Origin of the sequence: Aeromonas sp. R5-4 (assembly GCF_040908215.1) — a bacterium.
GTDB classification, from domain to species: domain Bacteria; phylum Pseudomonadota; class Gammaproteobacteria; order Enterobacterales; family Aeromonadaceae; genus Aeromonas; species Aeromonas veronii.
In genome coordinates this window covers 18,760-31,124 of sequence record NZ_JBFODG010000025.1, presented here as the reverse complement: position 1 = coordinate 31,124, position 12,365 = coordinate 18,760, and the positions used below count along the sequence as shown (strand labels likewise).

Annotated in this window: 12 protein-coding genes; 3 read left to right on the top strand and 9 right to left on the bottom strand. The window is 60.5% G+C overall.

From position 1 onward, the window contains the following. Window positions 1-15: 15 nt before the first annotated feature. Window positions 16-372, bottom strand: a complete 357-nt coding sequence (locus AB5Y83_RS12350) for a hypothetical protein (protein WP_069529227.1) — start codon at window positions 370-372, stop codon at window positions 16-18. A gap of 244 nt (window positions 373-616) precedes the next feature. Here AB5Y83_RS12350 and cutA point away from each other — a divergent pair, with 244 nt between their 5' ends. The 3 genes from cutA (at window position 617) to AB5Y83_RS12335 (ending at window position 3,267) form a co-directional block, all read left to right on the top strand. Further along, window positions 617-934, top strand: a complete 318-nt coding sequence (cutA, locus tag AB5Y83_RS12345; protein ID WP_227342013.1) for a divalent-cation tolerance protein CutA — start codon at window positions 617-619, stop codon at window positions 932-934. Further along, on the top strand, window positions 931-2,721 hold the full coding sequence (locus AB5Y83_RS12340; protein ID WP_368175256.1) for a protein-disulfide reductase DsbD: 1,791 nt from the start codon (window positions 931-933) through the stop codon (window positions 2,719-2,721). Before cutA ends, AB5Y83_RS12340 begins: the two co-directional genes overlap by 4 nt. 132 nt (window positions 2,722-2,853) lie before the next feature. Next, window positions 2,854-3,267, top strand: a complete 414-nt coding sequence (locus AB5Y83_RS12335; protein ID WP_368175255.1) for a hypothetical protein — start codon at window positions 2,854-2,856, stop codon at window positions 3,265-3,267. A gap of 54 nt (window positions 3,268-3,321) precedes the next feature. Here the strand turns inward: AB5Y83_RS12335 and AB5Y83_RS12330 are convergent, their stop codons facing one another. The 8 genes from AB5Y83_RS12330 to nudC all read right to left on the bottom strand — a co-directional run bounded on the left by AB5Y83_RS12330 (window position 3,322) and on the right by nudC (window position 12,172). After that, entirely contained in the window at window positions 3,322-3,909 is a 588-nt protein-coding gene (locus AB5Y83_RS12330) for a hypothetical protein (RefSeq protein ID WP_368175254.1), read from the bottom strand. 238 nt (window positions 3,910-4,147) lie between these two features. Beyond that, a complete protein-coding gene (locus AB5Y83_RS12325; protein WP_368175253.1) occupies window positions 4,148-5,452 on the bottom strand; it encodes an NAD(P)/FAD-dependent oxidoreductase in 1,305 nt (434 codons plus the stop codon). A 158-nt stretch (window positions 5,453-5,610) separates the two neighbouring features. Then, window positions 5,611-6,690 (bottom strand): class II fructose-bisphosphate aldolase, encoded by a 1,080-nt coding sequence (fbaA, locus tag AB5Y83_RS12320; protein WP_005340963.1) that lies wholly within the window; start codon window positions 6,688-6,690, stop codon window positions 5,611-5,613. 115 nt (window positions 6,691-6,805) lie between these two features. Beyond that, a complete protein-coding gene (locus AB5Y83_RS12315; RefSeq protein ID WP_011704731.1) occupies window positions 6,806-7,969 on the bottom strand; it encodes a phosphoglycerate kinase in 1,164 nt (387 codons plus the stop codon). Between the two features lie 61 nt (window positions 7,970-8,030). Then, window positions 8,031-9,041: an erythrose-4-phosphate dehydrogenase gene (gene epd / locus AB5Y83_RS12310; RefSeq protein WP_368175252.1), complete on the bottom strand. Its 1,011-nt coding sequence runs from the start codon at window positions 9,039-9,041 to the stop codon at window positions 8,031-8,033. Between the two features lie 60 nt (window positions 9,042-9,101). Then, window positions 9,102-10,031: an ROK family protein gene (locus AB5Y83_RS12305; protein ID WP_368175251.1), complete on the bottom strand. Its 930-nt coding sequence runs from the start codon at window positions 10,029-10,031 to the stop codon at window positions 9,102-9,104. 111 nt (window positions 10,032-10,142) lie between these two features. After that, window positions 10,143-11,210, bottom strand: coding sequence for a uroporphyrinogen decarboxylase (hemE, locus tag AB5Y83_RS12300; protein ID WP_179902467.1), 1,068 nt, complete (start codon window positions 11,208-11,210; stop codon window positions 10,143-10,145). A gap of 182 nt (window positions 11,211-11,392) precedes the next feature. Then, window positions 11,393-12,172, bottom strand: coding sequence for an NAD(+) diphosphatase (gene nudC, locus AB5Y83_RS12295; RefSeq protein ID WP_368175250.1), 780 nt, complete (start codon window positions 12,170-12,172; stop codon window positions 11,393-11,395). Window positions 12,173-12,365: the final 193 nt, after the last annotated feature.

The following is a 12,365-nucleotide window of genomic DNA, read 5'->3' as shown; positions in this document are numbered from 1 at the left end:
AAACCTGCCCGTCGCTCAAGCCTGGGCTTTGAGCTCTTCGCCGCTCTCGTCAGTTGCGACAGCCTCTTCAGGCTGCGCCTGGGCGGCCTGCAGCGCTTCCAGTTCGCTCTGATAATCGCTCAGGATCTGCTGGGCAACCGCCATATCACCCTTGTGTTTGCGCTCGAACAGATGGTGCTGCACCACGCCGTTGAGATACTCCACCGTGATGGGCTGCTCCAGGGTGGCCATCAGCTCCTCTTTCTCCAGCTCGGCATTGATTTCATCGGCGGTCGTGCGCAGCAGCCCGGCCAATTGAACCAACATGCGGCGCTCACCTTCGCGCAGCAGGCTCAACATGCGGTTTCTCTGCTGCTCATTCTGTTGGGTCATACATTTCCTTACGTCAATTGGGAACAAGCCCGCTCATTCTGCCCTGTCCCCATGACAGCGTCTATCTCATGCCCCCCACAAATTTTTGGCGCTGGCTCACAAATGGCTACAGATGCTATTTGAAGCGGCTCTGGGGTATAGTAGCCGCTGATTTTAGGGCGCTTTTTTCACCTTCATCCGCAGACAGGGATGAGACGGCAAGGGCGCCTGCCCGGTTTACCCCAACGAGGTGAAGATCCGCTTTATGACCGACGCCATTGTGGTGCTCTGCACCTGCCCAGATCAAACCAGTGCCGACCTTCTCTGCGAACAGCTGCTGAACCAGCGGCTGGCCGCCTGCATCAATCAACTGCCGGGCATTACCTCCGTCTATCGTTGGCAAGGCAAGGTGGAGCGCGCCACCGAGATCCAGCTCATCATCAAATCCCGCCAGTCGCGCTTTGCCGAGCTGCAGGCATGGATTCAAGCCAATCACCCCTATGAGGTGCCCGAGCTGCTGGCCCTGCCGGTGAGTGCCGGACTACCCGCCTATCTCGACTGGCTCAATGGGGAGACCTCATGACATTCACCCGCTTGCTCTCTCCCCTGTTGCTGCTCTGTGCCCTGCTGATGACAGCGGTGGGCAGCGCCCCTGCCCACGCCAGCGGCGCCGATCTGCTCAGCTCGCTGGGCATTGAGGCCAACGCCAAACCCAAATTTTTGCAGGTCGATGAGGCCTTTCAGATCGAGAGCGAACAGCGTGGCGATCAGCTGCTGCTGACCCTCCACATCGCCGACGACTACTACCTCTATCGCCACAGCCTGCGCTTCAAGGGGAACAACCTCACCTTCAGCGAGCCGACCCTGCCGGAAGGCACCGAGCACGAGGATGACTTCTTCGGCAAGACCCGGGTCTACTACCAGCAGGTGAGCATCGCGGTGCCGCTAAAGGAGGTGGGGGAAAATGCTACCCTGCGGGTGCGCTATCAGGGCTGTACCGACGGCCTCTGCTATCCACCGACCGACAAGCTGATCGATGTGGCCCCGCTGGTCACGGCAACCACAGCGTCCACTGAGGAAACGGCACAAAGCGTCACACCGGTTAGCCAGCAGGATCAGCTGGCCGCCGCCCTCGGCAATCAGGGTTTTTGGCTCAGCATCGTCGCCTTCTTCGCCCTGGGATTGGGGCTCGCCTTCACCCCCTGCGTCTTCCCCATGTACCCAATCCTGACCGGCATCATCGCTGGCGCCGGCGATCGCCTCTCCACCGGTCGCGCCTTCCTGCTCTCCATGGTCTATGTGCAGGGGATGGCGGTCACCTACACCTTGCTGGGGCTGGTAGTGGCCTCGGCGGGCCTGAAATTCCAGGCGGCGCTGCAACACCCCTATGTGCTGATTGGCCTTTCGGTGATGTTCGTGCTGCTGGCCCTCTCCATGTTCGGACTCTACACCCTGCAACTGCCGAGCAGTTTGCAAACCCGGCTCTCCGGCCTCTCCAACCGCCAGCAGGGCGGCTCAGTAGTCGGGGTCGCCGTCATGGGAATGATCTCCGGGCTGGTCTGCTCCCCCTGCACCACAGCACCGCTCTCGGGGGCGCTGATCTACGTGGCCCAGAGCGGCGATCTCTGGCTCGGCGGGGCGGCGCTCTATGCGCTCTCACTGGGGATGGGTCTGCCGCTGCTGCTGCTCGGCACCTCAGGTGGCAAGCTGCTGCCCAAGGCGGGCGCCTGGATGGATGTGATCAAGCAGCTGTTTGGCTTCGCCCTGCTGGCAGTGCCGATCCTGCTGCTGTCACGGCTCTGGAGCGATCAGATTGCCACTCTCGCCTGGCTCGGCTGGGGGCTGCTGTTGTGCGGCTACCTCTATCACCACAACCAGCACCAACCCCACTCGGTGGCCAAAAGCGTGCGCGGCTTCGTGCTGTTGCTGGCGATGATCAGCGCCGTGGTAGTGGGCAAGGATCTGCTGCAACCGGCCCCCCCTGCTGCCATCACGACGGATGCCAGTCAAACGGCGCCGCAGTTTATCCGCGTCAAGACGCTGGATGATCTCAAGGTGCAGCTGGCCGCCGCCCGCGGCAAGCCGGTGCTGCTCGACCTCTACGCCGACTGGTGCGTCGCCTGCAAGGAGTTCGAGCACAAGACCTTCAGCGATCCAGCTGTGCGGGAGCGCTTCGGCCAGATGGTGCTGCTGCAGGCGGATGTTACCGCCAACGACGATGCCGATATCGAGCTGCTCAACGGCCTCAATGTACTGGGGCTGCCGACCCTCATCTTCTTCGACCGCGAGGGCAAGGAGCTGACAGGCCAGCGGGTCACCGGTTTTATGGGGCCGGCGGAGTTTCTGGGCAGGCTCGATCAGCTACGCTGACCAACGGCGCCCCTGTAGACAGACAGGGGGCAGCCTTATACGTTACGCACTGATTTTTCTGGCAATCCCTTGTATATGACCGGCAGCATGGCAGAATTTGCCCTTCGATTGTCTCGCCCGTCCGGAGTTTTGATGAAAAAGTGGTTCATCCCCCTGCTAGCCCTCTGGCTTTATGGCTGCAGTGCAGGGCCCGGTGAAGAGGATATCCACCAGCAGGTCACCGCCAAGCTACTGGCCGAGACAGACGCCAACCTGTTCGATATCAGCGACTTCACCATCCTCGGCAAGGAGGAGCGGATGGAGGGGGTCTATCTGGTCAAGGTGAGTTACCAGCTCCACTTCAAGCAGGGGCTCGATCAGTTGCAGGTGTTGCACGACGAGGACCTGGTCTACGACCGGGTTGGCCCCTTCCAGCAGGAGATGGGGCTGATGGAGCTCGAGCGCAAATATGGCGAGTTCGAGGCGGGCCAGGTGCTGCCACAAGAGGCCGAGGTATGGATGATGAAGGACGAACAGGGGTGGCGGCTGGCGGAACCGGCCCAATAAAGCGCTTTCCGCCCCTTATGCTCTGCAACGACTCTCCTGCCGTTGCCAACCAGCTCAAACCTGGGTATCGACCCGATACCCTTTTCGCTCGGCAGGTTCGTTCGGCAGCTTGCTGGCCAACCCTGACAGCACCTCCTTGAGGGTGACCCCGCTCTCTGCCGCACCACTGCTCTCCAGCAGCTTGGTCAGCTGGCTCTGCAAGGGGTTGACCGCTTCACGCTCGGCTCCTTGCTCGCTCTCTTTTTCCTGTCCGCCCTGCTGATCCAGCGTCTCGAGCAGGCGCTCCAGATCCCGCTTGAGCGGGTTTTCGCTGCTGTCGGCGATGGCGAGTTTGCGCTGTTCCTGCTCTTGCCGCTGTTGTTGCTGCAATGCCAGCTGTTGCTCCTGCTGCTGTTGCAGGGAGCCCATCATGGTGTTGATGAACGCTTCCAGCGAATCCCTGATTGAAACAGTGCCACCGCCGCTGCTCTCCCCTTGCGGTGACAGCCCCAGCTCATCCAGCACAGCGCCAAGGTCGCGCACCAGGCTGTCACTGCCCGTTGATGGTGAAGTTGCAGCCCTCTCCTGTGCCTGCACAGCGGAAGAACCCTGCCGTTGCGCCAGCGGGCTGAGCCCGCCTGACGCGACCACATTTATCTCCATCTTGGCCCTCCTCTCCCCGTCCTCGGCCCTTTTTCGGCAACTATTCCGGCAAGCAGACACACCCTCGTCCCCTTGGTAGATAACCGCTCTCACACCTAAAAGATAGCGCCAACCGGACGAGATTGGCGCGAATGCATCTTTTGGTCTATCAGGCGTAACGATAGTGCCAACCCGCTATAAACAAGGGCTGGCAAGGGAGCTGGCACTCAGCCATCACTGCGCAGGCTGACAATCGGCATCAGAAGATATCCTTCATCCGGTGCCACAGCATCCCCAGTGCCAGCAGCGGGGAGCGCAGCGCCGGGCCGCCGGGGAAGGTGATATGGGGCACGCTGGCAAAGAGATCGAAACCCCGGCTCTCGCCGCGGATCGCCTCGGCCACCAGCTTGCCCGCCATATGGGTAGCATTGAGACCGTGACCCGAGTAGGCCTGGGCGTAGAGCACGTTTGGGTATTCCTTCAAGCGGCCAATCTGCGGCAGCCGGTTGGCGCCGATCCCGATCATCCCGCCCCACTGAAACTCGATGGCAGTGCCAGCCAACTCGGGGAAGACCCGCAGCATCTTGGGCAACATAAAGGCCTTGATATCCTTCGGGTCTCGCCCCGAATAGTTACAGGCGCCGCCAAACAGCAGGCGCCCATCGGCGGAGAGGCGGTAGTAGTCGAGCGCCACGTTCTGATCGCATACCGCCATGTTTTGCGGCAGCAAGCGCTGGCGCAAGCGGCGATCCAGCACCTCGGTGGCGAGGATGTAGGAACCGGCCGGCAGCACCCGTCCTCCCAGCTCCGGATTGAGGTCGTTGAGATAGGCGTTGCAGCCGATCACCAGATAGTCGGCAGTGACCCGGCCGTGGGCGGTGGTCACCTCTACCTGCTTGCCGTACTCGATATGGGTCACCCGAGAGTGTTCGAACAGGGAAACCCCGAGGCTGGCTGCGGCGCGCGCCTCGCCGAGCGCCAGATTGAGGGGATGGAGATGGCCGGAGCCCATGTCGATGAGGCCGCCGATATAGCGGTCCGACCCCACCACGCTATGGATATCTTCCCGCGGTACCAGCTTGAGTTCGTGCTCATAGCCGAGGCTCGCCAGATGCGCGAGATCCTCCTCAAAGCCGACCAGATGGCGCTGACGGGTGGCCAGATCGCAGTAGCCCCAGGTGAGATCGCACTCGATATTGAAACGCTCGACCCGCTCGCGCACCAGCTGCACCGCCTCCAGCCCCATCAGGTCGAGTTCGCGCACTCCCTCCTCACCAATCCAGTGGGCGAACTGGCTGGTATCGTGGCCGATACCGCGAATAAGCTGACCGCCGTTGCGCCCGGAGGCGCCCCAGCCGATACGGTTGGCCTCCAGCAAGGCGACCTTGTAACCGGCATCAGCCAGATTGATGGCGGTATTGAGACCGGTAAAACCGCCGCCGATGATGCAGACGTCAGCCTTGTGCTCCCCCTCCAGCTCGGGCCACTGTTGCGAGTCGTTGCGGGTCGCGGCGTAGTAGGAGGCCGCGTGCTCCTGATATCCGATTTGCTTTCCTGCCTGCATGTTCAGCATCCTGCCTTGTTGCAAATTGTTTAGTAAAATAAGCAAACTTGTTTCGATAATACCCAGCTACGGCACGGCAAACCAGCAGCCACGGATCACAGAAATACAAAAGGCGCCCCGAAGGGCGCCTTTTCATGCAATCAAGGTGCTGTAACGAATTACAGTACGTCAATGGCGTTCAGGTCGGAGAATGCTTTCTCCAGACGAGCGATCATGGAAGTCTGACCTTCACGCAGCCATACGCGCGGATCGTAGTACTTCTTGTTCGGCTTGTCGGCGCCTTCCGGGTTGCCCAGCTGGCCTTGCAGGTAAGCTTCGTTCTTCTTGTAGAAGTTCAGCAGACCTTCCCAGGTTGCCCACTGGGTGTCGGTGTCGATGTTCATCTTCACTACGCCGTAGGAGATGGACTCGCGGATCTCTTCCAGAGTGGAACCTGAACCACCGTGGAATACGAAGTCCAGAGACTTGGCTGGAACGCCAAACTTCTCGGAAACGTACTTCTGGGAAGCGTCCAGGATGGACGGGGTCAGCTTGACGTTACCCGGCTTGTATACACCGTGTACGTTACCGAAGGAGGCAGCGATGGTGAAACGCGGGCTGATCTTGGACAGACGCTCGTAAGCGTAAGCAACGTCTTCCGGCTGGGTGTACAGAGCGGACTGATCCATGTGGCTGTTGTCGACGCCGTCTTCTTCGCCACCGGTGCAACCCAGTTCCAGCTCCAGAGTCATGTTCATCTTGGCCATGCGGGTCAGGTACTCGCAGCAGATGTCGATGTTCTCTTCCAGAGACTCTTCGGACAGATCCAGCATGTGGGAGGAGAACAGCGGCTTGCCGGTTTCAGCAAAGTGCTTCTCGCCCGCTTCCAGCAGACCGTCGATCCACGGCAGCAGCTTCTTGGCAGCGTGGTCGGTGTGCAGGATTACCGGCACGCCGTAGGCTTCGGCAACAGCGTGAACGTGCTTGGCACCAGAGATGGCACCCAGGATGGCAGCTTTCTGACCTTCCAGCTTCAGACCCTTACCGGCAGTGAACACGGCACCACCGTTGGAGAACTGAACGATAACCGGCGCTTTAACCTTGGCGGCAGCTTCCAGTACGGCGTTCACGGAGTCGGTACCAACGCAGTTTACGGCCGGCAGAGCAAAGCCGTTCTCTTTAGCGATGGCGAACACTTTCTGAACGTCATCACCAGTGATCACGCCGGGTTTTACGAAGTCGAAAATTTTCTTAGACATGTTTAATCGTCCTGTCTCGTATGCCGTTAATAAAAAATGGGGGGTTCATCATGAACCGGCACAGCGGGCACATGATAAACGAAACGGGAGGCTTTTGCCCCCCGTTCCGGGTCAATTAGGCTTTAGCGCGCTGTTCCAGAATCGCAACAGCCGGCAGTACCTTGCCTTCTACGAACTCCAGGAAGGCGCCGCCGCCAGTGGAGATGTAGGAGACTTTGTCAGCGATGCCGAACTTGTCGATGGCAGCCAGGGTGTCACCACCGCCAGCGATGGAGAAGGCCGGAGAAGCAGCAATGGCTTCAGCGATAACCTTGGTGCCTTCAGCGAACTGGTCGAACTCGAATACACCGACCGGGCCGTTCCACAGGATGGTCTTGGCGTTCATGATGATGTCAGCCAGGGCCTTGGCAGAGTCAGGGCCGATGTCGAAGATCATGTCGCCGTCGGTCACGTCAGCAACAGACTTGATGGTAGCCGGAGTGGACTCGGAGAACTCGGCACCGACAACCACGTCGGTGGTCACCGGAATGTTGGTCTCGGCAGCCAGTTTCTTGGCGGTGTCGATCAGATCGTGCTCGCACAGGGACTTGCCGACGTTGTGACCGGCAGCAGCGATGAAGGTGTTGGCGATGCCACCACCGACAACCAGCTGGTCAGCGATCTTGGAGAGGGACTCCAGAACGGTCAGCTTGGTGGAGACCTTGGAGCCGCCAACGATGGCAACCATCGGGCGCTCGGGCTTCAGCATGGCTTTGCCCAGCGCTTCCAGTTCACCCGCCAGCAGCGGACCAGCACAAGCGACCGGAGCGAACTGGGCAACACCGTAGGTGGAACCTTCGGCGCGGTGAGCAGTACCGAACGCATCCATTACAAAGACATCACACAGGGCGGCGTATTTTTTGGCCAGCTCTTCGGTGTTCTTCTTCTCGCCTTTGTTGAAGCGGCAGTTTTCCAGTACAACCAGCTCACCGGCAGCGACTTCTACACCATCCAGGTAATCCTTGGCCAGGCGAACCGGGCAGGACAGAGCGTCTTTCAGATAGTTGACAACCGGAGCCAGGGAGAATTCTTCGTTGTATTCACCCTCGGTCGGACGACCCAGGTGGGAGGTGATCATCAGCTTGGCGCCCTTTTCCAGAGCCAGCTTGATGGTCGGCAGAGTCGCAACGATACGTGCATCGGAGGTGACCTTGCCGTCTTTTACCGGTACGTTCAGGTCAGCACGGATCAGAACGCGTTTACCCGCCAGATCCAGGTCAGTCATCTTGATAACAGACATATTCAGTCCTCTATATTTTCCAGGTAATGTTAAAAACAGTAACCTTTCGCCCGGGGCAGGCTCAGCCTGCGGCCATCATGGCCCGGGTGGTATCCAGCATCCGGTTTGCGAAGCCCCATTCGTTATCGCACCACATCAACATCTTGACGAGGTTGGCATCGCTCACCCGGGTCTGGGTACCATCAATGATGCAGGAGTGTGCATCATGATTGAAGTCTACGGAGACCAGAGGTTCTTCCGTGTAATCCAGAATACCGTGTAATGTACCTCTGGATGCCCGTTGCAGGGCTTGATTTACGTCAGTAACTGTCACTTTTTTACGAACAGTAATACTGAGATCCATCGCTGTTACATTGATGGTCGGCACCCGCACCGCGATCGCCTCAAACTTGCCGGCGAAGTGGGGCAGGATACGCTCCAGCCCCTTTGCCAGCTTGGTGTCCACCGGAATGATGGACTGACTGGCAGCGCGGGTTCGGCGCAAGTCACTGTGGTAGGCATCGATGACTTGCTGATCATGCATGGCCGAATGAATTGTCGTAATAGTACCACAATTTATCTCGAATTCTCGATGCAATGTTTCAATCACCGGCACCACGCAGTTGGTGGTACAGGAGGCGTTGGAGACGATCCGCTCCGCTCCGGTGAGGGTATGATGGTTGACCCCGTAGACCACGGTGGCATCCACATCGGCATCCGCCGGGTGGGAGAAGAGCACCTTGCCCGCCCCCGCAGCCAGATGCAGCTTGGCATCGGCCCGCGAGCCAAATACCCCGGTGCAATCGAGCACCACATCCACCCCCAGCGCCCGCCACGGCAAGTTCGACGGATCCCGCTCGGCAAACAGGGAAATAAGATCCTCCCCCACCAGCATGCTGTTGCCAGCCAGCTGCACCGGATAGTGAAAACGACCGTGACTGGTATCGTAACGGGTCAGGTGCACCATGGCCTCGGGGGCCGCCAGCTCGTTGATGGCGACGATCTTGATGGTCTTGTCGCGCCCGCTTTCATAGAGGGCTCGCAACACGTTGCGACCGATCCGCCCGTAACCATTGATGGCAATCTTGATCATCGAGAATCCGTTTCCTTGAACCAGCAACAGGGCGGCGCACCGGCCGCCCGGGAGCCCCGGCTACGACAGCAGGGCCTCCTTGAATTCACCGCGGGCCAGCAGTGCGGCCCCGAATACCCCGGCACTGTCACCAAGGGCAGGAGCAATAATGGGGGTTGCGAAGCGGGGATTAAAGAGGAAGGGCAAAATTGTCTGCCGTCCGGCGCTGTAAAGGCTCTGCACATTGCCCACCCCGCCGCCGATGACGATCACATCCGGGTCGAGAATGTTGACCACGTTGGCCAACGCCTGACCAAACAGCAGATGCAGCCGGTCGATGGTGAGCTTGGCGATGTGATCGTGGGCGGTGGCAGCCGCGATTTGGGCGAGCGAGAGGCGGCGCTTGGCCTTCGCCTCGTACCAAGCCTCCAGCGCCGGACCACTGATCAGGGTCTCGACGCAGCCACGCTTGCCGCAGTAGCACTCGGGGCCATCAGGGGAGAGCACATTGTGGCCCCACTCACCGGCGATGCCGTGGTGGCCGTTGAGGATCTGGCCGTTGATGACGATGCCGGAGCCGACCCCGGTGCCCATGATGATGCCGAACACCACTTTCGCATCGGGATGGTGCTGGCGCACTGCACCGAGATGGGTTTCTGCCAGCGCGAAGCAGTTGGCGTCGTTGGCGATCAGCACCGGCACGCCCAGCTTGCGCTCCAGATCCTCCTTGAACGGCTTGCCGTTGAGCTCGGTGGTGTTGCAGTTCTTCATCAGGCCGGTCTGCGGATCCCGCGCCCCCGGCGTGCCCATACCGATGACGGCCGGGCGCTGGCCAATCTTCTCGGCGCACTCAGCTACCAGCTTGGCGATCTGGCCGATCATATGCTCATAACCGCCAGCCCGCTCGGTGGGGATGCGGTGGCGCAGCAGCACCTCGTCGCCATCCAGCACCACGCATTCACACTTGGTACCGCCAAGATCGATACCCCAATCCAGTGACTTGCTGCTCATCTTGCCTCCTGCACGGGCGCCACGCTCTCGTCGTCGCGGCGCCTTTTTCAATGTAAAACGGGGCCTTGCGGCCCCGGATATCAAACACACTCTTCTTCTCTCGCCCCGGCCTTAGCGACCGTGGTACTGGGCGGAGAGCTCGTGTACCGCGTTGACGAACACGCCAGCGTGTTCCGGATCCACATCCTGATGGATGCCGTGGCCGAGGTTGAATACGTGGCCATTACCGTGACCGAAACCGGCCAGAATGGAGGCGACCTCTTCACGAATGCGAGCGGGAGTGGCGTAGAGCATGGAGGGATCCATGTTGCCCTGCAGCGCCACCTTGTCGCCGACCCGACGCTTGGCATCGGCAATGTCGGTGGTCCAGTCCAGACCCAGCGCATCGCACCCGGTGGCGGCGATCTGCTCCAGCCACTGACCGCCGTTCTTGGTGAACAGGGTGACCGGCACACGGCGACCGTCGTGCTCGCGGATCAGGCCATCGACAATCTTGTGCATGTACTGCAGGGAGAAATCGCGGTAATCGCGCGGGGTGAGCACGCCGCCCCAGGTGTCGAACACCATGACCGCCTGGGCACCCGCCTTGATCTGGGCGTTGAGGTAAGCAATCACGCTGTCGGCCAGCTTGTCGAGCAGCAGGTGCAGGGTTTGCGGCTCTGCGTACATCATCTGCTTGATCTTGGTGAACGCCTTGGAGCTGCCCCCCTCCACCATGTAGGTAGCCAGGGTCCAGGGGCTGCCGGAGAAGCCGATGAGCGGCACTTCGCCCTTCAGCTCACGGCGGATGGTGCGCACTGCGTTCATCACGTAGCCCAGCTCATCTTCCGGATCCGGAATGGGCAGCGCCTGCACATCGGCCATGGAGGTGATCGGACGCTCGAAGCGCGGGCCTTCACCCTGCTCGAAGTAGAGACCGAGCCCCATGGCATCGGGCACGGTGAGAATGTCGGAGAAGAGGATGGCGGCATCGAGCGGGTAGCGGCGCAGCGGCTGCAGGGTGACTTCACAGGCCAGCTCGGCGTTGCGGCACAGGGACATGAAATCCCCCGCCTGGGCGCGAGTCGCCTTGTATTCCGGCAGATAACGGCCAGCCTGGCGCATCATCCATACCGGGGTCATATCCACGTCCTGACGCAGCAGGGCGCGCAGGTATCGATCGTTCTTCAGCTCTTTCATCCCAGTTCCTGAGTTCGTATCACGCATAAAATGGCGGCCATAATACCACTTTGCCCACCGGATCGGACTGCCCAAAACGTGGCAAATGGGTGATCGGTTGCAAAGATGTGAAGGGGCGCAAACCTGACCGCCCCGCTTGTAACAAGAAGTGCAAAAAGATTGGCGAAAAGATAAGCGCCTCGTTACCCCTCGCCCGCCAGCGAACGCTCGATCAGCCGCCGGGCGATGGTGCCGTGGGGCGGCAAACGCGGCAAGCGGTCGGCGGTAAAGAAATCGGCAGCGACCAGTTCGTCATCCTGCACCCGGATTTCGCCGCTCTCGTAGTCGGCGGTAAAGCCCATCATCAGGCTGTGGGGGAAGGGCCAGGGCTGGCTCGCCACATAGCGCACATTGCGCACCCGGATGCCGCTCTCCTCGAACACCTCCCGCGCCACGCACTGCTCGAGATTCTCCCCCGCCTCCACAAAGCCGGCCAGCACGGTATACATGGGATCCTCGGCCTGATAGTGACGGCGATGGGCCGCCAAGAGGATCTCCGGCCCCTTGCGCACCGCCACGATAATGCAGGGGGAGATGCGCGGATAGGCCGTGTGGCCGAGGTGGCACACCTGCGCCCACTCCCCCGCCTTCGGGGTCATGGGGGCGCCGCACTCGCCGCAGAAGCGGTGGGTGCGGCGGAAGGTGGCGAGCTGCCAGGCGCGGCCAGCAAGGCGAAAGCCCTCTTCATCCCCCGCTACCATCAACTGGCGCAGCGGGGCCATCATAGTCGTGTCGGCCTCAGCCCCCAGATCCAGCAGATAGCAGGGCTGACCCTGCCACTCATCGAAACGCTCGAAACGGGCACCGGCCAGCGCTGCGGGCAGGCACGCTTTACTTCCTTGTGGCACCTCTCCCTGCGGATCGAGCAGTACCAGATGATCGCCCCCCAGCACGAACCAGCGGGCTTGTTCGGTTAATGACATCAGATAAACACTCTCGTTAAAACAAAACCTTGGCTACGGCGGGCCCGCCAAGGGGCAAACGCCGCGCGAATGGCTCCCATCTTACGACCAGCACAGGTCGCTGACGACCCCGCCGTGGCCGATTGTCCCATTCGTAAAAAACGGATGGTACAAATAAAGAGGCCGCCCTAAGGCGGCCCGTTGTTATCCGGCA

Coding starts and splice junctions, on each gene's coding strand:
- AB5Y83_RS12325 (WP_368175253.1), bottom strand. CDS start 5,452: ATGCAGGCAGGAAAGCAAATCGGATATCAGGAGCACGCGGCCTCCTAC.
- AB5Y83_RS12340 (WP_368175256.1), top strand. CDS start 931: ATGACATTCACCCGCTTGCTCTCTCCCCTGTTGCTGCTCTGTGCCCTG.
- cutA (WP_227342013.1), top strand. CDS start 617: ATGACCGACGCCATTGTGGTGCTCTGCACCTGCCCAGATCAAACCAGT.
- nudC (WP_368175250.1), bottom strand. CDS start 12,172: ATGTCATTAACCGAACAAGCCCGCTGGTTCGTGCTGGGGGGCGATCAT.
- fbaA (WP_005340963.1), bottom strand. CDS start 6,690: ATGTCTAAGAAAATTTTCGACTTCGTAAAACCCGGCGTGATCACTGGT.
- AB5Y83_RS12305 (WP_368175251.1), bottom strand. CDS start 10,031: ATGAGCAGCAAGTCACTGGATTGGGGTATCGATCTTGGCGGTACCAAG.
- AB5Y83_RS12335 (WP_368175255.1), top strand. CDS start 2,854: ATGAAAAAGTGGTTCATCCCCCTGCTAGCCCTCTGGCTTTATGGCTGC.
- AB5Y83_RS12330 (WP_368175254.1), bottom strand. CDS start 3,909: ATGGAGATAAATGTGGTCGCGTCAGGCGGGCTCAGCCCGCTGGCGCAA.
- AB5Y83_RS12350 (WP_069529227.1), bottom strand. CDS start 372: ATGACCCAACAGAATGAGCAGCAGAGAAACCGCATGTTGAGCCTGCTG.
- epd (WP_368175252.1), bottom strand. CDS start 9,041: ATGATCAAGATTGCCATCAATGGTTACGGGCGGATCGGTCGCAACGTG.
- hemE (WP_179902467.1), bottom strand. CDS start 11,210: ATGAAAGAGCTGAAGAACGATCGATACCTGCGCGCCCTGCTGCGTCAG.
- AB5Y83_RS12315 (WP_011704731.1), bottom strand. CDS start 7,969: ATGTCTGTTATCAAGATGACTGACCTGGATCTGGCGGGTAAACGCGTT.